This window comes from Moorella naiadis (nom. illeg.) (genome assembly GCF_051020825.1).
Taxonomy (GTDB): Bacteria; Bacillota; DSM-521; order Neomoorellales; family Neomoorellaceae; genus Neomoorella; species Neomoorella naiadis.
In genome coordinates this window covers 78,319-98,626 of record NZ_JAXGFQ010000008.1, presented here as the reverse complement: position 1 = coordinate 98,626, position 20,308 = coordinate 78,319, and the positions used below count along the sequence as shown (strand labels likewise).

Here is a 20,308-nt window from a genome sequence, read left to right as displayed (position 1 = left end):
AAGGCTGGTTACGTCTCAGGAGCCCCTTATGGCGGTATGCTGCCAGCGAACGGGAGAAATGAGAGGTGCAAACCTCCCACCTCTCACCTCCCACTTCACACATCTCATTTCGAAGAAGGAGTGGGGCAGGTGGACCTGAGGCCCATCCGGACTAAAAAGATCTATGAAGAGATTGTTCAGCAGATTAAGGACCTCATCGGCGAGGGCAACTTGAAGCCCGGCGACCGCTTGCCCTCGGAACGGGAGCTATCCGAGCGCCTGGCCGTCAGTCGCGCCTCCGTCCGGGAGGCCTTGAGCGCCCTGGCCGCCATGGGAGTTATTGTTATCCGGCCAGGGGAGGGGACTTTTGTCCAGAATATCCGTAACGGGGCCATTGTCGAACCCCTGGCCATGGCCCTGCTCCTGGACCGCCAGGCGGCCATGGAACTCCTGGAGGCCCGGGAGGCCCTGGAGGGCGAGGCTGCTTTCCTGGCGGCCCAACGCGCCGGGCCGGAGGACCTGGAGAAGATGGCGGAAATAATTAAAGAGATGCAGCGTGACCTGCAACGGGGCATCCTGGGCGAAGAGGCAGACCTGCGCTTTCACCTGGCCATTGCGGAAGCAGCCCGCAATTCCGTCCTGGCCCGCCTGATGCATACCGTCTCCGACACCATGCACCAGGCTTTAAAGACCAGCCGCCAGCGCCTCTATACCACCCCAGGCAATCCAGAGAAACTTATGGAGCAACATGTACGGATCTATGAGGCCATCAAGGCCCATGACCCCCGGGCCGCCCGGCGGGCCATCTGCCAGCACTTGCGCTTTGTTGAACGGGAGCTGCAGAAGGAATAACTTGTTTTACCATTGCCAGCTCAATATGCCAAAAGCCCCTTGCCGGGGCTTTTCATTTTCCTGGCGGAGCCGACGGGAGTTGAACCCGCGGTCTTCGGCGTGACAGGCTGACATGTTAGACCACTACACTACGGCTCCCTCTGGTCACCCGTGGGGGAATCGAACCCCCGTTACGAGCGTGAAAGGCTCGTGTCTTAACCGCTTGACCAACGGGCCATATGTCTGGTGAGCCATCGGAGATTCGAACTCCGGACACCCTGATTAAAAGTCAGGTGCTCTACCGCCTGAGCTAATGGCCCACAGGTAAGTATCTTACACACTTATGGGGATGATGTCAAGGGAAATTTTGTTGTTCTTGCTGTTTATCAAGCGTTCCTGTATCCAAATTGATTTGAACCGTGATACCTATTGAATTTCGCATAGAATTATTACGGAGGATTATTTATAAGCGTAATGAATGAAGTTTGTCTATAATAAAATCACTAACAGCCCAAGAAGGCGTAAAACTAAGAGTTCATTGCATTTGATAAGTACATATGAGGTAATGATATATATTAGGCCGTAAATGCTCTTAGAAGTTTTTTTGTTCCGGTTTTGGGGTTGACATGGCTGCCGATTGACTATTATAATAAATGTATGGAGTAGAGAACGTGAGAAGCTCCATCAAGGAATTAGAATTATTTCTTGATGGGGCTTTTTGTTTTATGTAAACATTCTACATAAGCCTGATTAAAAAGTTTAAAAAAAGTATTTGCAGGAGGAGGATTCTCGACGGAAATGGCGAATATAATAGGCGTGAGCAAAAGATTAGATGCAGAGAAAATGCTCAACCTACATAGGGGCTAATAGTATATGTTAGAGGGGATCGGCTAATGCCGCGGGATGATGTTCAGTTACTCACCAAAATATGTCATTTTTATTATAACGAGGATTTAACGCAGTCTCAGATTGCAGAAAGGCTTGGGATTACGCGGCAGATGGTTTCCCGTTTACTCCAGAGAGCCAAACAAGAAGGATTGGTGCAAATTCAGATTAACAGTCCGGCAACTTCGCTAGCTGACCTCGAATATAAGCTTGAAGAAAAATATGGCCTTGCAAAGGCAATTGTTATTAAGAACGATTATATATCTTTAGATAACATGAAACAGAAGCTGGGTATGGCAGCTGCTGAATATTTAAAAAAGCAGTTGGCCCCTGGATTAAAAATAGGGGTTGGCTGGGGTACAACCCTTTACGCTATGGCCGAGTCTTTTAACAAAAGCATCAGAAGTGCCTATAACGATATTAAGGTTATTCAACTAATGGGGGGACTCAATAATGTAACCACCAATTTTTTAGCTCAAGACATAGTTAGATTGATAGCCGATTCTATTACTGCTCAAGAGTACTATCTTCATGCCCCGTGTATCGTCGACAGCCGGCAGGTACGCGACACTTTTATAAACGAGGGGATTATTAAAGAAGTTATTGATTTATATAACGATCTAGATATAGTTTTTATAGGCATTGGTGTACCAGATGAGGATGCCTTAGTGGTGAAATGTGGGAGTATTGATGCCGGTGAAATTAAAAAGCTGCACCAAGCCGGGGCAGTCGGAGAAATATGCCTGCATTATTATAACGCCCAAGGAGAATTTCTGAATGAGCGTATAGTTGATCGAGTGATTGGTATATCTGTCGAACATTTACAGAAAGCCCGAAAACTGGTAGCGGTAGGTGGCGGTGAAAGCAAAAAGGAGTCTGTTCAAGGCGTTTTAAAGTCTGGCCTTTTAAATGTTTTAATCACAGATGAGAGTGTAGCCAGGTATGTTATTTAATTGTAGCATGATGCTAAAAACATGGCGCTGGGTAAATACCTTACGGGAGGTGGGGAGATAGTCCAAAGATAATCAAAGCATAGGTAGATGTTTCGTACTCTACAGGCGTTACAGAGGGGAATAAATCTAAGGAGGAGAACAATTAATGTCAAAAAAAGGATGGATATTGACGATTCTGACGATGATTTTACTCCTAACCATGGCCTTGGCCGGGTGCGGCGGTGGAAGTAAGCAGGAGGCTTCCAAAGAGCAGAAACCTGCCGAACAGGCCGCCTCCGGCGGTAAATTTGATTGGAAGATGGCCTCGGGAGCAACAATTAATGTAATGTTGAACAAACACCCCTATGCGGATGCGATAATTAAGAGATTACCTGAATTCGAACAAAAGACGGGGATTAAAGTTAATTATTCGGTAACACCGGAAGAAAATTATTTTGATAAACTCACTACTGCTTTAAATGCCAAGAATGGGAACCCTGATGTATTTATGACAGGTTCTTATCAGATGTGGGAATATGCTACCGCCGGTTATATGGAAGCCCTGGATAACTACATCAAAGACCCGGGGAAGACCAGTCCCGATTACGACATCAATGATTTCTATGAAGGTATACTTGCGGGTGATCGCTGGGATTTGAAACCTGGTCATCCTGCCGGTACCGGTAGTCAGTGGGCGATCCCCCTAGCTTTCGAAACAAATACCTTGATGTATAATAAAAAGGCTTTCGAAAAGGCAGGCATTAAAGAACCGCCGAAAACCTTTGATGAGTTAGTCGATGTGGCCAAGAAACTAAACGGTTGGAACGGTCCTGGTTCATATGGAATAGCAGTTCGGGGAACTCGCAGCTGGGCTACTATTCACCCGGGATACATGACGGCTTTCTACTTAGATGGTGCGAAGGATTTTGCCTTGGAGAATGGCAAACTGGTGTGCAAGCTTGATAGCCCGGAAGCAATAGATGTTACCAAGAAGTTTACGGATTTGATTAAAGCAGCTGGCCCTAAAGACTGGACGAACTATACATGGTATCAAGTGGGGGCCGACCTGGGTGCCGGTAAAGCGGCCATGATTTACGACGCCGATATCCTCGGTTTCTTCCAGAATGTCCCTGGCGCTTCCGCTGAGTCCGGTAATATTGCTTGGGCGCCCGGACCGAAGATGAAAGATGGAGTACCCCCGGGAGCCAATGAGTGGATCTGGTCCATTGCCATGAATTCCTCCTCGAAGAACAAACAAGCCGCCTGGATTTTTATGCAGTTCTTTACCAGCAAAGAACATGACCTTTGGGGAGCTACCCAGGCTGAAGTAGTTGACCCGGCTCGCAAATCGGTTTGGGCCGACCAGAAGTTTATTGATCGCATGAAGACTCAGACTGGTTATATCGAAACATTTAAGACCATTATCGATAATACTTCAATTAAATTTACTCCGCAACCTGAGTTTTTTAACACCACCACTGAATGGGCAGCTACTTTACAAAAAATTGTTACCCAGAATGCCGATGTGCAGGCCTCGATGAAAGAACTGACGGCCAAGGTTAATGATATGGTCTCACGCATTCGCATCGAATAAGCCTTGCTGGTAACACAGTATTTTAGCGGAGAGGCACTACTAAGTGCCTCTCCCGGTTAATAAACTAGACTGTCCTTTAACCATACAGGGGGAATTCACTTGGCAGTAAAAATAGAGGAGAGGGGTAAAGCGGCACCTCCCTCACCCACACCGGGCCGCAGTGAAGACAGCAACAGGGTTCCGTGGAGCAGGAAGGCCCGCCCCTATCTAATCCTGGCTCCAGCATTGCTCTTAACTATCGGGATTTTATATCCCTTTATCCTAGCCATCATTTATTCCTTCACCAATTACTCGTTTAAATACGCGGGCTCAGAGTTTATCGGCTTGAGGAACTGGACCACCATGTTTAAAAATCCGGATTTCTGGCATAGCCTGTCGGTGACGTTACGCTATGCTTTCTGGGCCACCGGGATCGAAACGGTTCTGGGATTCGCCGTGGCTATGCTGTTGAACCGTGATAATTTTTTGGCCCGGATATTACGGACCGTACTAATTTTTCCCTTGATGATTGCCCCAGTAATTGCCACCTTGATCTGGCAATTAATGACTAATTCTTCTGTGGGGATAATCAGCCACTGGCTGAGAAATATCGGCATAAGTAATTTTACCTGGGGTGCTAATCCCCATACGGCCCTCTTTTCAGTAGTTTTGATTGATATCTGGGTCAATACACCCTTTATGATTTTATTAATCCTGGCGGGGTTGCGTTCATTGCCCCAGGCACCCTTTGAGGCGGCCATGCTTGACGGCGGGTCACCATGGTTTACTTTTAAAACCCTGACGATGCCTTTGATTATGCCGGCGCTGTTAATTGCCGTTATTTTCCGCTTGATGCTTTCGTTGCAGGAATATGCCATCATCTTTGCCCTTACCAGAGGCGGGCCAGGGGATACATTAATGTCTTTGACTTTAACGGCTTACACAGAAGCATTCACTTATAAAGAACTGGGGGCAGCTCTACCGTATATGCTGGTTTTATGGGTTATCATCTATATCATTAGCAACTATATGATTAAATACTGGGGTAATGCCCAGAAACGCGCTTCGGGCATCTAAGGAGGTTCAACAGCTGTGAAAGAATCCAAAGGGGTATTGGAGGTTTTACGTAACGTCTTGATGATTGTCTATGCGCTTTTTGCCTTATTTCCCCTGTTTTGGATGATTTTGATTTCATTTAAAAGCGATAGGCAGATGTTTAATACCTGGTTTATTTTTCAACCAACAATGGAGAACTACCTGGCCCTGTTTAAAGAAGGTCGTTATATAGGGTACTTCCTGGATAACATCTTAGTTAGCTTTGGCGCTGTGGCCCTGGCCGTCGTAGTGGGAGTACCGGCGGCTTATGCCCTGGCCCGTTTCGATTTTAAAGGGCGCGAAGATATTGCCTTCACTTTTCTTTCCTTTCGTTTCGCCCCGGAAATACTGGTTATTTTACCTTTGTATTTAATTTATCAGAAGACCGGGCTTTACGATACCTTTGCGGGTCTCATCTGGGTATATCAACTAATTTCCATACCTTTAATTATATGGATTTTGCGGGGTTACTTTGAGGAAATATCCCCGGAAATTGAGTACGCCGCCCAGTTGGACGGCTATCGGTGGTGGCAGGTTTTTATGAAGTTCTTGTTACCCCTTATTAAGCCAGGCCTTGTTGCGGCAAGTTTACTGGCGTTTATCTATACCTGGAATGACTTTACTTTTCCATTATTATTGGCCGGGGAAAAAGTTGTTACAGTAACTGTAACCTCTCTAAGTTATATTTCTTCCGATACCATCCATTACGGCCAGATGGCGGCAGCATCGACTATTGCAGCCCTGCCGGAAGTAATCTTCGCTTTGTTTATCCAGAAACACCTGGTGCGCGGTTTAAGTCTAGGCGCCATCAAGGGTTAAAGAGGGGATGAGGAATTGGCTAATTTAAAGCTGGAGGGCGTTACCAAACGCTTCAGGGAGGTTACGGCTGTCGATCATCTTAATTTCGACGTGAAAAACAACGAGTTTTTTGTCCTGTTTGGGCCGGCCGGGGCGGGGAAAACAACAACTTTAAATATTATTGCCGGTATTTATACACCAGATAGTGGGAAATTTTATATGAACGACAGGTTGATGAATCTGGTTGAATCCTCCGAACGTAATATTGCTATGGTTTTTGAAAACTACGCTCTGTACCCCAATCTGACTGTTTATGAGAACATGTCATCGCCGCTGCGCAGCCCCAAGAGCCATATCAAGAACGAAGAGAAAATCAGGCTAGAGGTTACCAGGGTTGCGGAGATGCTAGGGATAGCGGAGCTGCTTGAAAGAAGGCCAGCAGAATTATCCAACGGGCAACGGCAAAGGGTTGCCCTGGGTAGGGCACTTGTTCGGAAACCGGAAGTTTATTTAATGGATGAACCTATTGCTCACCTGGACGCCAAACTAAGGCATATGATGCGGGCCGAATTGAAGGAAATGCAACAGAAGCTCGACGCGACGACGGTATATGTCACTCATGATTATTTGGAAGCGTTAAGCCTGGCTAATCGCATTGCCGTTTTAAATAGAGGCCAGATAATCCAGATCGGCACACCTGACGAAATTTTTTACCGCCCGGCCACAGAGTTTGTCGCGGAATGTTTTGGCGAACCGGCCATAAATATCTTCAATGCCGAATTAACCAGCCAGAACGGTGATGTACACATTAAAATGCTGGGACGGATTATTCCAACCAAAGTCCCCGGAGATATAGTTGGCAAGTTGAAAGTTAAAGATAAAAAGGTAAGGGTGGGCATCCGGCCCAATGATGTCCGCTACTATTTGGATAGTTCCGGTACGGAGACAATTACCGGTAAAGTTTATAGTTTTGAACCCTTGGGTGCTAAGGCTATTTTGAATGTAAGCTTTGGCGATGAATTACTCCGCATCAAGGCCCCAGTAAATACCATAGTGACCCCCGATCAACCCATTGATGTGTCTATAAATATGGCCCAGGCGCTTTTCTTTGACCCTGAGGGAAGCCACTTTTTAGCTCGATCTGAGCAATTGGGGGAGGATCATGCGTGGCAGAACTAGAGCTGCGGGAACTTTACAAAACCTATTATAAAAACAGGAAACCGGTAGAAGCGGTTAAGAATTTTAGTCTTACTTGTAAAGATGGAGAGTTTGTGGCTCTTCTGGGCCCATCAGGTTGCGGCAAGTCAACAACCTTACGGATGATTGCCGGGTTGGAGGTTATTACAGCCGGACAGATTCTCATTGGCGGAAGGGTAATTAATAACTTGCCGCCAAAAGATCGCGGCGTCGGTTTGGCCTTTGAGAATTATGCCCTGTACCCGCCGTTAACAGTTTACGAAAATATTGCCTTCAACTTGCGGGCCAGGGGAGTAAAACAGGAAGAGATAGATCGCCAGGTAAAACATATTGCTGAAGTCTTGCGGATTAAAGATTTGCTCAATACAAAACCGGGGGCCCTTTCAGGTGGACAAAAGCAAAGGGTAAATATTGCCCGGGCGATTGTGCGTAGGGCCGAGGTACTCTTACTCGATGAACCCCTTTCCCACCTGGACGGGAAGATGCGCCAACAGATGCGTACCGAGATCAAACGTCTGCATATCGATTTTAAAAATACAACTGTCCTTGTTACCCACGATCAATTGGAGGCTATGGCCCTGGCCGATAGGATCGCCATTATGAAGGATGGCCTTCTCCAGCAATATGGGACTCCATTGGAGGTTTATAATCACCCGCTCAATGAGTTTGTGGCCGGTTTCATTGGCGAACCGCCGATGAACCTATTTACCGTCAATGTCGAGGCTGGCGACGGGGAGAAACAATTCCGCTTTAAAGAAACGGATATCCATTTCAAAGTACCTGACCGTTACCGGGAGCTAGTGAGAGAGGGTCAGAGTTATCGCCTGGGTATCCGCCCGAACGATGTCAAGGTGGTGGTGGGTGAAGGCCAGTACTCTTTAGCGCTAAAGGTGGCAGTATTTGAGAATCTGGGTGAAGAGAGGAGGATTATGATTAGGCTTAACGGATCGCCAATGATTATAGTGATGCAGGAGAGATATCGTTTAGCGCCTGGTGATATAGTTCATGTATACTTCGATCCCGAAAGGACGCACTTATTTAATTTAGTCGATGGGACACGGATTCAATAAATAAGGAGTGGGAAAGATGGGTCTTAGAAAGACGGTTATCGCTAATGGCAAGCCAATCCTACCAGAAAAGATGAAAGCAGTTGTTGCCTATGCCCCGGGGGATTATCGTCTGGAAGAAGTCCCCACGCCCAGGGCTGGTGCGGGTGAGATGGTCATTGAGGTTGAGGCTTGCGGTATCTGCGCCGGAGATAGTAAGTCTTTTGGTGGGGCCCCTAGTTTCTGGGGTGACGAGACCCAGCCCCCCTATATTAAGGCTCCCATGATTCCCGGCCATGAGTTTATTGGTTTTGTGGCCGAAATCGGCGAAGGGGTAAAGGGCTTTAACATTGGCGACCGGGTAATATCGGAACAGATCGTCCCCTGCTGGGAATGTCGCTTCTGTAAAAGTGGGCAGTACTGGATGTGTGAGAAACATGATGTTTATGGTTTCCAAAATAATGTTAATGGCGGCATGGCCGAATTTATGAAGTTCCCCAAGGAAGCCATTAACTACAAAGTTCCTGAAGACATGGCTATTGAAGACGCTGTTTTAATAGAACCATATGCGTGTTCCCTACATGCCGTCCAGCGCGCCCAGATAAAATATGGTGATGTAGTTGTCATTTCCGGTGCCGGTACCCTGGGGCTGGGTATGGTCGGGGCCGCCCGCCTGGCGGGACCAGGGAAATTAATTGTCCTTGATTTAATTGATAGCCGCCTGGAACTAGCTAAAGAATTTGGTGCTGATCTAGTCATGAACCCTGGGAAAACCGACGTTGTGAAGGAAATTAAAGCTCTAACCGATGGTTACGGCTGTGATATATATATTGAAGCCACGGGTCATCCTAAATCCGTCGAGCAGGGTTTAATGGCTATCCGCAAGCTGGGCCGTTTTGTCGAGTTCAGTGTCTTTGGTGAGCCGACAACTGTTGACTGGAGCATAATCAGCGACCGTAAAGAGCTGGATGTATTGGGGTCACATTTGGGACCCTATTGTTATCCGTTAGTAATTGAAGGTATTGCTTCCGGCAAACTACCTACGCGAGGTGTTGTCACGCATAAACTACCCCTGGATAAATTCCTGGAAGGCTTCGAGCTTGTTCATGATAGCGCCAAATCATTGAAGGTCATATTAGTACCCTAAGTTCGAGCAATCCATGAACGAGGTGACAGCTATGAAAATGAAAAAGCTTATTAACAATCCAACTGATGTTGTTGACGAAATGTTGGAGGGCTTTGTAGCGGCCCATAAGAATTATGTCCGCCAGCTACCGGAGAATAAAAGGGCGGTTGTCAGTGTTAATACCGTCCGCCCGGGAAAAGTTGGGGTTATCGTTGGTGGCGGTTCTGGGCATAAACCTGCCTTTATTGGCTATGTGGGAAAAGGTGTTGCCGATGGTGTTGCGGTGGGTAACATATTCGCTTCCCCACCGCCGGACCCGATACTGGCTGCTACTAAGGCTGTTAATGGGGGCGCCGGTGTAATCTATCTCTACGGCAACTATGCCGGTGACTGTATGAATTTCGATATGGCGGCTGAGTTAGCAGCCTTAGAAGGTATCCGGGTGGAGACGGTAAGGGTGACCGACGATGTCGCCTCGGCTCCTAAAGAGGAAGCTGAGCGCCGCCGGGGTATTGCCGGAGACTTTTTCATCTTTAAGATTGCCGGAGCGGCTGCGGAACGTGGTTACGATCTGGACAACGTCGTCCGTATAACAAGGCTGGCCAATGATAACACCCGCTCGATGGGCGTTGCCCTTTCGCCCTGCGCCGTGCCCCAAACCTGTGAACCCAGCTTTGTTCTCGGGGAAGATGAAATGGAAATCGGGCTGGGGGTTCATGGCGAGCCGGGGGTACAAAGGGGTAAATTGGAACCGGCCGATAAAGTGGCGGATTCTTTGGTTGATCGCATACTTGATGACATGCCTTTGAGCAAAGATGATCGCGTCGCCGTTCTCATCAACGGGCTGGGAGCCACCCCTTATCTGGAGCTATACATTATGTACCGGCGCGTCCACCAGCGGCTTACAGAGTTAGGGGTAGATATTCACCGCGCTTACGTCGGCGAGTATATCACCTCCCTGGAGATGGGCGGCTGCTCGGTAACCATCATGAAGCTTGATGCTGAACTGGCTTCCTTGGTGGATGATCCGGCCGATTGCCCGATGTTTGTTCAAAAATAGGGGGATGCATCATGGCCTTATTAACAGCCCGGGATTTACGGTCCTGGCTTCTGTTTACAGCCGATCGGATTGAGGAGCGGAAGGATTATTTATCAGAACTCGATCGCCATCTTGGTGACGGCGATCATGGGGTAACCATGTCCATCGGCTGGCAGGCAGTCAAAAATAAGTTGCAGGCTTTATCAGATGTAAATGATTGCGGTGAACTCCTGAAAACTACCGGTATGACCTTTCTATCGGCAGTTGGCTCCTCTGTCGGCCCCCTCTATGCCACGGCCTTTCTTCGGGCCGCGGCCATCGCCCAGGGTAAAACCGGGTTGAATGAAAACGAAATTATTGCCCTCTGGGTAGCTTTTGTTAAGGGTATTCAGGAGCGCGGCAAGGCTGAGGTAGGGGAAAAGACCATGGTTGATTATTGGGTCCCGGCATCTGAAGCCCTACAACAGGCTCATGGTGAAGGGAAGGATATTCTCACCTGCCTGAGGGTCGCAGCCGAGGGCGGTAAAAAAGGGATGCAGGCAACGAAGGATATGCTGGCGAAAAAAGGACGCTCCAGCCGGTTGGGGGAGCGCTCCCGGGGTTGTTTGGATCCGGGGGCAAGTTCAGCAGATGTAATTTTCAGTGGTTTTGTTGAATTTTTTGAGGGAATTATCGGCTAGATACGAAGCGACCTTTTATCTGAGCTGGTATGGCTGTAAAAGTGAACCTTGATTTTTACAGCCATACTAGCCGCATATCGGCGATATTTTACCCATTTAAAATAACCGGGAGTTGCGGGGAGAGTAATCCAAATGAAGATAGCAGTTATCGGCGATAAGTTGGTAAAACAAGAGATTTATGAGGAGGTTCTAAGGCAACACCTTGATTTTGTTCCGGATTTAAAGATTGAGGGGTTTCCAGTCGAATGGCCTGATATCCCTTTGCAAAACGGTCCGGAAGTAAAAGAATTTGTAGGCTCCGAGGACGAGATTATTGCTTTAATTAAGGATGCTGAGATTTTCCTTACCAATGTGGCTCCTGTCACCGAAAAAATACTTCGGGCGGCCCTAAAATTAAAAATAATCGGCTGTTCCCGCGGCGGACCGGTGAATATCAATATAGCGGCGGCTACTAGGAGGGGTATACCGGTATTTTATACCCCCGGGCGTAACGCTCCGGTGGTGGCCGAATTTACCATAGGAATGATCCTGGCCGAGATCTTGAACATTGCCCGGGCTCACGCGGCCTTGATTAAGGGAACCTGGCGGGGCGATTTCTATATTTACGAAAAGACGGGCTTCGAACTAGAGGGTAAAATCGCCGGAGTTATCGGCCTGGGTGCTGTTGGCCAGCGGGTGGCCAGGTTACTAAAGTCCTTTAATATGAAAGTTTTGGCCTTCGATCCCCACGTAAATGACGAGGTTTTTAGTAAGTGTGGGGTGGAGAGGGTGCCCCTGGAGAGGTTGCTGAAAGAAGCGGATATCGTTACCCTGCATGCCAGGTTGACGCCGGAGACGACAAAAATGATCAATGGCACCACCCTGGCCTTGATGAAACCTACTGCTTATTTTATTAACACGGCCCGGGGCGGACTGGTTGATTATCCTGCTCTATACCAGGTGTTAAAGGCGAAACGTATTGCCGGGGCGGCGCTGGATGTTTTCGAGGAGGAGCCTCTGCCTGATAATAGTCTCCTATTTAGCCTGGATAATGTGACTATAACGCCCCATATCGGTGGGGCCTCCAGGGAAACAGCCTTTCGTTCGGCAGATATACTGGTGGCGGAAATAAAGAAGTATCTTTTAGGCCAGCCAGTGCAATACTGCCAGAATTCAGAGGTGTTGCAGTCGGCTATAGAAGCAAGCTAGCAGGAAGAGCTGTTAAAAAGTAAGCAAAGCGGCAAGACAGCAAGACTTTATAATCCCTAGTTTCTATGTGGTAGTATGTTTTGCCCTTTGCCTATAGGCAGTACAGGGGGATCAGGAAAATGTTTACTGGGATGCCTCATCTTATAGGTGTTGATGCCGGAACTTCAGTTATAAAGGCTGTGCTATTTGACCCTGAAGGCAATGAGTTATTAACAGCGGGGGAGAAAGTCCCCGTTCTTACTGGTGTAAATTATACTGCCGAACAGGATATGGAGCAAGTCTGGCAGGCGGTCAGAAATTCGGTCAAGACTTTATTGGCTGGTGGCGGGATTGATCCAGCTTCGGTTGTTGCTATCGGGGTGACCGGGCAGGGTGACGGCTGCTGGTTAATTGACGAAGGGGGACGGCCGGTGCGACCGGCTATTCTCTGGTCCGACGGCCGGGCGGCAGCAGTCGTTAATGAATGGCAGGAGCAAGGCATAACAAAAGAGGTATGGAAGATTAACGGCACCGTACTTTTCCCTGGCAGCCAGGCCCCTATCCTGCAATGGTTACGTATCAATGAAGCTGGAACCCTGCGCCAGGCCCGGTGGAGTTTATATTGTAAGGATTGGGTCGCCTTTAAGTTAACAGGTGAAGTGGCCACGGATGAAACAGACGCCTCCCGGCAGTTTTTTGATATCTTGAACCGTAGCTATGCAGAACATTTAATTGACGTTTTTAATCTCCGGAATTATCGGTACCTATTACCCCCGATTCTACCAACCGGAGCGATAAGAGGTTATCTCCAGCCTGGCCCTGCCGCGGCAATAGGGTTGCCGTCAGGTATTCCTGTAGTGGCGGGACCACTGGATGTGGTCGCTTCCGCCTTGGGTTTAGGATGTATTAATGAAGAATCGGCTTTTACAATTCTTGGGACCACCATTTTTAACGGTTTTACCTTGAACGCACCTTCGATTAATCAGGATGAGGCCGGTATGAATATTTGCCACGGCCTCCCGGATAAATGGCTTAGAGGCATGCCGCTAATGAGTGGTACGCCAAACCTGGATTGGTTTCTAGAAAACCTGGGTCACAAATTTCGATGGCAGGCCGGTACGAGCAATTTAGATGTCTATAAACACCTGGATGAAGTAATCGATAGAGTACCACCGGGAGCTGGGGGTGTAATGTATCATCCTTATATCTCACCTGCCGGTGAAAGGGCACCTTTTGTGAACACTTCTGCCCGGGCTCAGTTCATCGGCTTAAGCCTTTTAGCGAATACTGAAAACTTGCTAAGGGCCGTTTATGAAGGGCTCTCCTACGCCATCCGCGATTCCTTTGATGACGTTCTTGATAAAATCAGCGAGCTGCGGCTATGCGGGGGTGGGGCGAAGAGCCGGGTTTGGCCCCAGATCATTGCGGATGTAACGGGTAAAGAAGTATCTATAGCTAAAGGCACGGAATTCGGGGCCAAAGGGGCGGCCTTAAACGCCGGCGTTGCGGTTGGGTTTTATGATTCCCTTTCCGGGGCCATCGCCAAGACAGTTGGTTTTGCTCGTAAATATTTTCCCGACAAACGAAACCATGAAAAATATAATGCCTTCTATAAAGTTTATCGTATGACTCGTAAGACCATGCCGCCCCTGTGGGAGGCCTTACAATGTGCTAATAGTTTTACAGGCCAGGCCTGATTTCTGTAATAGTTATAGGGGAGTTATGGAGGAAAGGAGAAAAAATAATGAGGGTCGCATTAGGTTCTGATCACCTGGGGTTTGATTTAAAAGAACAACTGAAGGAATTTGTGGCTTCCCTTGGTCATGAGGTTATGGACTATGGTTGCTCATCCCACGAACCGGTTGATTATCCCGAAATCGCCGGTGATCTTGCCAGGGGGATTTTAAAGGGTGAGGCGGAACGAGGTATTTTAATCTGCGGTACTGGTATTGGTATGGCGATGGCCGCCAATAAAGTAAAGGGTATCCGGGCGGCCCAGTGTATGGATGTCTATTCGGCGGAGAGGGCGGCGAAGAGTAATAACGCCCACATTATCACTCTGGGGGCCCTTGTTATAGGTAAAGAAGTCGCCAAGAGCGTGGTTAAGACCTGGTTGGAGAGTTATTTTAGCGGCGGCCCATCCCAGCGGAAGATCGAAAAGATTATGGCCCTGGAACGAGCGCAATAACCGGCGGCCAGGGATAGGAAGTGAATTTATATGGCCGGTTACTTGTTAGGCATGGATATTGGCACCACCAATGTCAAGGCCGTTCTTTTCACTGGGGCGGGGGAAGCAGTTGCCCAGGCCAGGGCGGAATATCCCACCCATTTTCCGGCGGTCGGTTGGGCGGAACAGGATCCAGAACTCTGGTGGCAGGCGGCAATTACAGTACTTCGAGGTGTTATAGCTCAAGCAAAGATAAATCCGGGGGAAATAGCCGCCCTAAGCATCAGTTCCCAGGCTCCCACCATGTTACCGGTGAACGATCAAGGCGATCCTTTACGCCCGGCCCTTATCTGGATGGATCGGCGTTCAGAGGAACAATGTAATTACCTGCGGCAGGAGATTGGCGAAGAAAGGATGCTCCGGGTTACTGGTAATAGAATCGATCCTTATTTTATGCTGCCCAAACTCCTGTGGTTTAAGAAGTATGAGCCCCAATTGTTTCAGCAGACGGCCAGGGTGCTGCAAGCTAATGGCTACCTGAACTATAAATTAACGGGCCGCTTTTCCCTCGATAGGGCCCACGCCAGCCTAACCCAGGTTTATGATGTCCATACCGGCCAGGTGGCCTTTGACCTGTGTCAGGAATTGGGGCTGCCACCGGAATTATTTCCGGAGTTATATGATTGCGCTGCGGTTATCGGTGGCGTGACCAGAGAAGCAGCGGCGAGTACAGGCCTGACTCCAGGCACGCCGGTAGTTGCTGGAACAGTCGATGGTGCGGCTGCTGCTATGGAAACGGGGGTCATTGGACCGGGAGAGGCTGTCGAGATGTCTGGGACCTCCACCGTGGTCTTGTTGGGATCAGCTAGTTTAAATAATAATGGTCGATTGATTTCTATGTATCATGCTCTTAAGGGGCACTACCTGGTCATTGGTGCTGCAAGTTCAACCGGAGCGTCATTAAAATGGTTTCGGGATCAGTTCGGATATATGGAACGCTTGGCGGCGGAGGAATTAAAACTGGATGCCTATGATTTAATGAACCTGGAAGCGAGTACTGTGTCGCTAGATGCGGGGGGGATTATCTTTCTTCCTTATATGATGGGTGAACGTTCGCCCATTTGGGACACTTATGCCCGAGGGGTTTTTGTCGGTTTAACGTTGAAGACTACTCGCGGGCAGATGATCCGCGCTATTATGGAGGGAGCTGCTTTTGCATTATATCATAACCTACAGGAGGCGGCAGCTATTGGTCTAGAGGTAAAAGAATTACGTTGCGTCGGTGGCGGGGCCCTCAGTACCCTGTGGTTAAAGATTAAAGCCTCCGTAACCAACCTGCCGGTCATGGTGCCAGAGACTTCGTTGGGGGCACCATTTGGTGACGCCCTTTTGGCCGGGGCGGGCATAGGGATGTATAAGGATATTATAACTTTAACGAAAGATTTAATCCGTTTTAAACAAAGAATAGAGCCCGATAGCCGGTGGCATGCAATTTATCAGGAGCTTTATGAAGTATATCGGGATCTATATAACCATATACGCGCAGATTTATTTAAATTGGCCCATATTAAAGCCGGAATTCGAGGGCCTTAGGCATCCCTTGATACCAGTCAGGTATTATAAACATTATGGATTGGTGGAGGCTGGCAGATGTTAACAGGCAAGGTGGCTTTAATTACCGGAGCCGCCCGAGGGATTGGCCGGGCTATCGCTACCGGCCTGGCTGAGCATGGGGCGGCGGTGGCGGTTAATTATCGGACCAGCGAAGGGGCGGCCCTGGAACTCGTGAAGGAAATTGAGGCTCAAGGTGGCGAGGCTTTACTCTGCCGGGCGGATGTATCCGACCGCGGGCAGGTAACGGCAATGATAGCGACGATTGTCGATACCTGGGGCGGCATTGACATTCTCGTCAACAATGCCGGTATTATGGAGGACAATTTTTTGGTCGATATTACCCTGGAGGAATGGGAAAGGGTAATTAATGTTAACCTGCGAGGGGCTTTTCTTTGCACGCAAGCGGTTATCCCGCTGTTACAGGCCCGGGGCGGGGGCCGGATTATCAATATTTCCTCCCAGGCAGCTTTAGCTGGTTCACGCCGGCACGTCCATTATGCTACTGCGAAAGCCGGCCTGTTAGGATTTACCTACTCTCTGGCTAAAGAGTTGGGGCCCTATGGTATTACTGTAAATGCTGTTTCCCCGGGGCGCATAGTGACGGATATGATTAAAGAACGCATGCAGGGTAGGGAGGAAGAATGGCTCCAGCAAACACCGTTGCAACGCCTGGGTGAACCAGAGGAGGTGGCGGCGGCAGTGGTATTTTTGGCCTCAGAGAAAGCTAGTTATATAACAGGTACCAATCTCCAGGTCGACGGGGGCCTGCTCATGGGATAAATCTGGGAGTAAATAGGGATTGCAGCCAGTAAGGCAGATTCGGCAGATTCAGCAGATTCAGCGGATTTAAAGGAGGCAATTTTATTATGGTTTTAGAGGATAAGGTTAAACAGGATATTGTCGAAGTCGGCAGGCGTATCTATGCCAATGGGTATGTTGCCTCTAACGACGGTAATATCAGCGTTCGGATTGGTGAGAATGAGTTCTTGATTACTCCCACAGGCGTCAGCAAGGGTTTCATGACCCCCGAGATGATTATCAAGGTCGACGGGGAGGGTCATCAATTAGCAGGCGATCTGCAACCTTCATCCGAGCTCAAGATGCATTTAGCTGTTTACAAACAACGTCCGGATGTAGGCGCTGTCGTTCATGCCCATCCACCTGTGGCGACGGCTTTTGCTGTTGCTGGTATTCCCCTGGATAAGCCAGTACTTCCAGAGATTGTAATCAACCTCGGGGCGATTCCTATTGCTAAATATGGGACGCCATCTACCGAAGAGCTCCCCCTGGCGATAAGGGAGTATCTCAATAAATACGATGCAGTCTTACTTGCCAACCACGGTGCCCTGACCCTGGGGCAAGATGTATATAATGCTTACTATAAAATGGAATCAATTGAGCATTTTGCTAAGATAAGCCTGTTCGCCAGGCAACTCGGGGGAGAGCGGGAATTACCTTATTATGAAGTTACAAAATTACTACAGGTGCGGGAGAAGATGGGTATTCCTGGTCGTCATCCCGGCTGTATTGGTTGAGATGCCGGCGGCATCTTGGAGGAGCATCCCTGTTAAATTTAGTTAAGTTGTTAACCACCCTGATGGACGGGGCTATTGACAATCACGTAAAAAGGTACTAGTATAAAATCAGTTAAAATTATATAATGATTTAGAGCAGAGATTATGAGAAGCTCTACCAGGAAATGAATTTATGCCCTGGTGGAGCTTTTAATTTTTCAGGCCGGATGAGGAGAAATTTAGATGAAACGATTTGCAGGTTATATTTTTGACCTCGATGGTACGGTCTACCTGGGAGACGATCCTTTGCCAGGAGCAGTGGAGACAATTGGTGAATTGATGCGGCAGGGCTCTCGATGCGTTTTTCTCTCCAATAAACCTATTGAGCCTGTACAAAGATATAGCGAGAAGTTAAGGAAGATGGGAATACCGGTTAATGATAACGCAGTTATAAATTCTTCAGTAGTTATGGCCCGTTATTTAAGCCACAGACAGCCAGGAGCAAAAGTATATTTAGTAGGGGAACAACCCCTTGCTGATGAGCTAACCAGGGCGGGGTTAATTATAACCAATAATCCTGATGAAGCCGAGTATGTAGTTATCTCCTGGGACCGGGGTTTTAATTACCAGAAGCTCAATGATGCCATGCAGGCTGTCTTTAAGGGCGCCCATATGGTAGCCACCCATCCGGACCGGGCCTGCCCGGTACCCGGCGGGCTGGTACCGGATGCCGCCGGGATGATTGCCGCCATTGAGGCGGTTACCGGTAAGCAGTGTGAAGAGGTTGTCGGTAAGCCATCCAGGTGGACGGTTACCGCCGCCCTGGAACAACTCGGATTAGCACCCAGGGAGGTTTTAATGGTTGGCGACCGGCTGGAGACGGATATAAAGATGGGGCAAACGGCAGGAATTAGCACGGCTCTGGTGTTGACGGGAATAACGCGACCGGAGGATCTGGCAACCGCTACGATCCAGCCTGATTACGTACTGACGGGCTTAGCGGATTTACTTAAGGGTGATTAAAATGAGCGGGGAAACCAGTATCGTCATTATCGGCGGCGGCATTACCGGTGCCGGTATCCTCTGGGATCTTACGTTACGGGGCCTCAAGTGTACGTTAATTGAAAAGGGAGACTTCTGTAATGGGGCTTCGGGGCGTAATCACGGCCTATTGCACAGTGGCGGCAGGTATGCCGTTGAAGACCCGGAGTCGGCGGCCGAGTGCGCCTCCGAGAATAACATTCTAAGGAAGATAGCTCCCTGGGCCATTGATCCCTGTGACGGGCTCTTTGTAAAGCTGAAGAAAGATAACGGGGAATATAGCGGCCGGTGGTTGGACGGGTGCCGGGAAGCCGGGATCAGGGTGGCAAAGGAACCATGGGCCTCTATCTTCAAATGTTGCCCTTACTTGAATCCAGACGTTGAAGAAGCGTACCGTGTTCAGGATGCGGCTGTTGATGTCTACAAACTGGTTCAGGGGTTGGTGCTGGCTGCACGTAACTTGGGAGCTGAAATTAAGTATAGGACGGAGGTAGTAGGTTTTATTATTAAGGGTGATGTAGTTAGCGGGGTACAGATACGTGATGTCCCTACTGGCATCGAAACAATTATTAAATCCTCGTTGGTAATCAACGCTGCGGGTGCCTGGGCTGGTATAATAGCCAGGCAGGCTGGCTGTCGCCTTGATATAACCCCTGACCGGGGTGTTTTACTGGTGTTTAATGCGCGGCTGGCCAGCTCGGTAATTAACCGGCTCCGGGAACCCGGTGACGGCGATATTCTGGTGCCTTCCTATAACGTGGCGATTTTTGGTACGACCAGTGGCCTTACCAGTAACCCGGATGGGCAAAGGGTTGAACGGCAGGAGGTAGAGAGGTTATTAAAAGCCGGGGAAGAGCTTATCCCCGGTCTCGCCGATTTTCGTCAATTAAGGGCTTATACCGGTGTAAGGCCGCTGCTGGGAGCTCCTGCCACCAAGGATCCACGTGCTTTGTCGCGCACGTTTAAAGTCATCGATCACGCCCGCGAGGACGGAGTTGGCGGTTTTATATCCTCAATAGGAGGCAAGTTCACTACCTACCGCTTGATGGCTGAAAAGACGGCCGATGTTGCGGCATCAATTTTAGGATATAATCAATCTTCTATAACGGCCACGACCACGGTCCCTTTACCGGAAGAAAGCAGAAAAACCTGGGCCCTTAAAGGCCAGCGGAGATCTCCTGGCCCCCCAACGGTACTGGCAAAGGATGAAAACGGCCAGGGGAGTTATCAGAAGGGGACCAGGGAGCAAAGCCTCCAAGGGGGGGAAGGGGGCCAGCGCATAATTTGCGAGTGTGAGGATATAACAGCCGGCGAAGTGCTGGCAGTTGCTGATGATCTCCCGACGTTCAGCCTGAATGACTTGCGGCATCGTTCCCGTTTCGGTATGGGAACCTGCCAGGGAACCTTCTGTAGTTATCGGGTACTTGGCTTATTAAACGAAACCGGTCGTATAAAAACCGGTGCAGGGCCATCCTTGTTAGTAGATTTTCTTTATGAACGCTGGAAGGGAATTCTCCCGGTTTGTTCCGGGGAGCAATTAAAGGAAACGGAGTTTACCCATGCCCTATATACCTATACCCTGGGGTTGGACTTCACGTCTAATTATAGCAAGGGGAAGGAATAA

The 20,308-nt window shown here is 48.9% G+C and carries 18 protein-coding genes and 3 tRNA genes; 18 read left to right on the top strand and 3 right to left on the bottom strand.

Annotation, left to right across the window (positions count from 1 at the left end; translation table 11 throughout):
- Positions 1-129 precede the first annotated feature (129 nt).
- A complete protein-coding gene (locus tag SDD30_RS07270) occupies positions 130-831 on the top strand; it encodes a FadR/GntR family transcriptional regulator (RefSeq protein WP_434074258.1) in 702 nt (233 codons plus the stop codon).
- A gap of 61 nt (positions 832-892) precedes the next feature.
- Here the strand turns inward: SDD30_RS07270 and SDD30_RS07265 are convergent.
- The 3 genes from SDD30_RS07265 to SDD30_RS07255 form a co-directional block, all read right to left on the bottom strand.
- Positions 893-969: transfer RNA gene (locus SDD30_RS07265), tRNA-Asp, on the bottom strand.
- Between the two features lie 3 nt (positions 970-972).
- Positions 973-1,047: transfer RNA gene (locus SDD30_RS07260), tRNA-Glu, on the bottom strand.
- A 7-nt stretch (positions 1,048-1,054) separates the two neighbouring features.
- Positions 1,055-1,130, bottom strand: a tRNA-Lys gene (locus SDD30_RS07255).
- A 573-nt stretch (positions 1,131-1,703) separates the two neighbouring features.
- On the opposite strand from SDD30_RS07255, the gene SDD30_RS07250 reads away from it, so the two are divergent.
- The 17 genes from SDD30_RS07250 (at position 1,704) to glpA (ending at position 20,308) form a co-directional block, all read left to right on the top strand.
- The gene (locus tag SDD30_RS07250; RefSeq protein WP_434074257.1) at positions 1,704-2,648 is read left to right on the top strand and encodes a sugar-binding transcriptional regulator; all 945 of its coding nucleotides are present in this window, start codon (positions 1,704-1,706) and stop codon (positions 2,646-2,648) included.
- Between the two features lie 145 nt (positions 2,649-2,793).
- Complete coding sequence (locus SDD30_RS07245) at positions 2,794-4,221, top strand: ABC transporter substrate-binding protein (protein ID WP_434074256.1); 1,428 nt, start codon at positions 2,794-2,796, stop codon at positions 4,219-4,221.
- A gap of 99 nt (positions 4,222-4,320) precedes the next feature.
- Entirely contained in the window at positions 4,321-5,277 is a 957-nt protein-coding gene (locus tag SDD30_RS07240; RefSeq protein ID WP_434074255.1) for a carbohydrate ABC transporter permease, read from the top strand.
- A 60-nt stretch (positions 5,278-5,337) separates the two neighbouring features.
- On the top strand, positions 5,338-6,114 hold the full coding sequence (locus tag SDD30_RS07235; RefSeq protein WP_434074296.1) for a carbohydrate ABC transporter permease: 777 nt from the start codon (positions 5,338-5,340) through the stop codon (positions 6,112-6,114).
- 15 nt (positions 6,115-6,129) lie between these two features.
- Entirely contained in the window at positions 6,130-7,272 is a 1,143-nt protein-coding gene (locus tag SDD30_RS07230) for an ABC transporter ATP-binding protein (protein ID WP_434074254.1), read from the top strand.
- Positions 7,260-8,360 (top strand): ABC transporter ATP-binding protein, encoded by a 1,101-nt coding sequence (locus SDD30_RS07225; protein WP_434074253.1) that lies wholly within the window; start codon positions 7,260-7,262, stop codon positions 8,358-8,360. Before SDD30_RS07230 ends, SDD30_RS07225 begins: the two co-directional genes overlap by 13 nt.
- Before the next feature lie 16 nt (positions 8,361-8,376).
- Complete coding sequence (locus SDD30_RS07220) at positions 8,377-9,483, top strand: MDR/zinc-dependent alcohol dehydrogenase-like family protein (protein WP_434074252.1); 1,107 nt, start codon at positions 8,377-8,379, stop codon at positions 9,481-9,483.
- Positions 9,484-9,520: 37 nt separating this feature from the next.
- The gene (locus SDD30_RS07215; protein ID WP_434074295.1) at positions 9,521-10,522 is read left to right on the top strand and encodes a dihydroxyacetone kinase subunit DhaK; all 1,002 of its coding nucleotides are present in this window, start codon (positions 9,521-9,523) and stop codon (positions 10,520-10,522) included.
- A gap of 11 nt (positions 10,523-10,533) precedes the next feature.
- Positions 10,534-11,181, top strand: coding sequence for a dihydroxyacetone kinase subunit DhaL (gene dhaL / locus SDD30_RS07210; protein ID WP_434074251.1), 648 nt, complete (start codon positions 10,534-10,536; stop codon positions 11,179-11,181).
- Positions 11,182-11,313: 132 nt separating this feature from the next.
- Positions 11,314-12,369 (top strand): 2-hydroxyacid dehydrogenase, encoded by a 1,056-nt coding sequence (locus SDD30_RS07205; RefSeq protein ID WP_434074250.1) that lies wholly within the window; start codon positions 11,314-11,316, stop codon positions 12,367-12,369.
- 119 nt (positions 12,370-12,488) lie between these two features.
- The gene (locus SDD30_RS07200) at positions 12,489-14,045 is read left to right on the top strand and encodes an FGGY-family carbohydrate kinase (protein WP_434074249.1); all 1,557 of its coding nucleotides are present in this window, start codon (positions 12,489-12,491) and stop codon (positions 14,043-14,045) included.
- A gap of 47 nt (positions 14,046-14,092) precedes the next feature.
- Positions 14,093-14,536, top strand: a complete 444-nt coding sequence (gene rpiB, locus SDD30_RS07195; RefSeq protein ID WP_434074248.1) for a ribose 5-phosphate isomerase B — start codon at positions 14,093-14,095, stop codon at positions 14,534-14,536.
- Positions 14,537-14,566: 30 nt separating this feature from the next.
- Complete coding sequence (locus SDD30_RS07190; protein ID WP_434074247.1) at positions 14,567-16,108, top strand: xylulokinase; 1,542 nt, start codon at positions 14,567-14,569, stop codon at positions 16,106-16,108.
- Positions 16,109-16,165: 57 nt separating this feature from the next.
- The gene (locus SDD30_RS07185) at positions 16,166-16,909 is read left to right on the top strand and encodes an SDR family NAD(P)-dependent oxidoreductase (RefSeq protein WP_434074246.1); all 744 of its coding nucleotides are present in this window, start codon (positions 16,166-16,168) and stop codon (positions 16,907-16,909) included.
- An 86-nt stretch (positions 16,910-16,995) separates the two neighbouring features.
- Positions 16,996-17,664 (top strand): class II aldolase/adducin family protein, encoded by a 669-nt coding sequence (locus SDD30_RS07180; RefSeq protein WP_434074245.1) that lies wholly within the window; start codon positions 16,996-16,998, stop codon positions 17,662-17,664.
- A gap of 222 nt (positions 17,665-17,886) precedes the next feature.
- Positions 17,887-18,666: an HAD-IIA family hydrolase gene (locus tag SDD30_RS07175; protein ID WP_434074244.1), complete on the top strand. Its 780-nt coding sequence runs from the start codon at positions 17,887-17,889 to the stop codon at positions 18,664-18,666.
- A 1-nt stretch (position 18,667) separates the two neighbouring features.
- On the top strand, positions 18,668-20,308 hold the full coding sequence (gene glpA / locus SDD30_RS07170; protein ID WP_434074243.1) for an anaerobic glycerol-3-phosphate dehydrogenase subunit GlpA: 1,641 nt from the start codon (positions 18,668-18,670) through the stop codon (positions 20,306-20,308).

Excerpts from the sequence above, each read along its gene's own strand:
- SDD30_RS07250 (WP_434074257.1), top strand. The coding sequence starts at position 1,704 with ATGCCGCGGGATGATGTTCAGTTACTCACCAAAATATGTCATTTTTAT.
- SDD30_RS07245 (WP_434074256.1), top strand. The coding sequence starts at position 2,794 with ATGTCAAAAAAAGGATGGATATTGACGATTCTGACGATGATTTTACTC.
- SDD30_RS07235 (WP_434074296.1), top strand. The coding sequence starts at position 5,338 with ATGATTGTCTATGCGCTTTTTGCCTTATTTCCCCTGTTTTGGATGATT.
- SDD30_RS07220 (WP_434074252.1), top strand. The coding sequence starts at position 8,377 with ATGGGTCTTAGAAAGACGGTTATCGCTAATGGCAAGCCAATCCTACCA.
- SDD30_RS07215 (WP_434074295.1), top strand. The coding sequence starts at position 9,521 with ATGAAAAAGCTTATTAACAATCCAACTGATGTTGTTGACGAAATGTTG.
- dhaL (WP_434074251.1), top strand. The coding sequence starts at position 10,534 with ATGGCCTTATTAACAGCCCGGGATTTACGGTCCTGGCTTCTGTTTACA.
- SDD30_RS07205 (WP_434074250.1), top strand. The coding sequence starts at position 11,314 with ATGAAGATAGCAGTTATCGGCGATAAGTTGGTAAAACAAGAGATTTAT.
- SDD30_RS07200 (WP_434074249.1), top strand. The coding sequence starts at position 12,489 with ATGTTTACTGGGATGCCTCATCTTATAGGTGTTGATGCCGGAACTTCA.
- rpiB (WP_434074248.1), top strand. The coding sequence starts at position 14,093 with ATGAGGGTCGCATTAGGTTCTGATCACCTGGGGTTTGATTTAAAAGAA.
- SDD30_RS07190 (WP_434074247.1), top strand. The coding sequence starts at position 14,567 with ATGGCCGGTTACTTGTTAGGCATGGATATTGGCACCACCAATGTCAAG.
- SDD30_RS07185 (WP_434074246.1), top strand. The coding sequence starts at position 16,166 with ATGTTAACAGGCAAGGTGGCTTTAATTACCGGAGCCGCCCGAGGGATT.
- SDD30_RS07180 (WP_434074245.1), top strand. The coding sequence starts at position 16,996 with ATGGTTTTAGAGGATAAGGTTAAACAGGATATTGTCGAAGTCGGCAGG.
- SDD30_RS07175 (WP_434074244.1), top strand. The coding sequence starts at position 17,887 with ATGAAACGATTTGCAGGTTATATTTTTGACCTCGATGGTACGGTCTAC.
- glpA (WP_434074243.1), top strand. The coding sequence starts at position 18,668 with ATGAGCGGGGAAACCAGTATCGTCATTATCGGCGGCGGCATTACCGGT.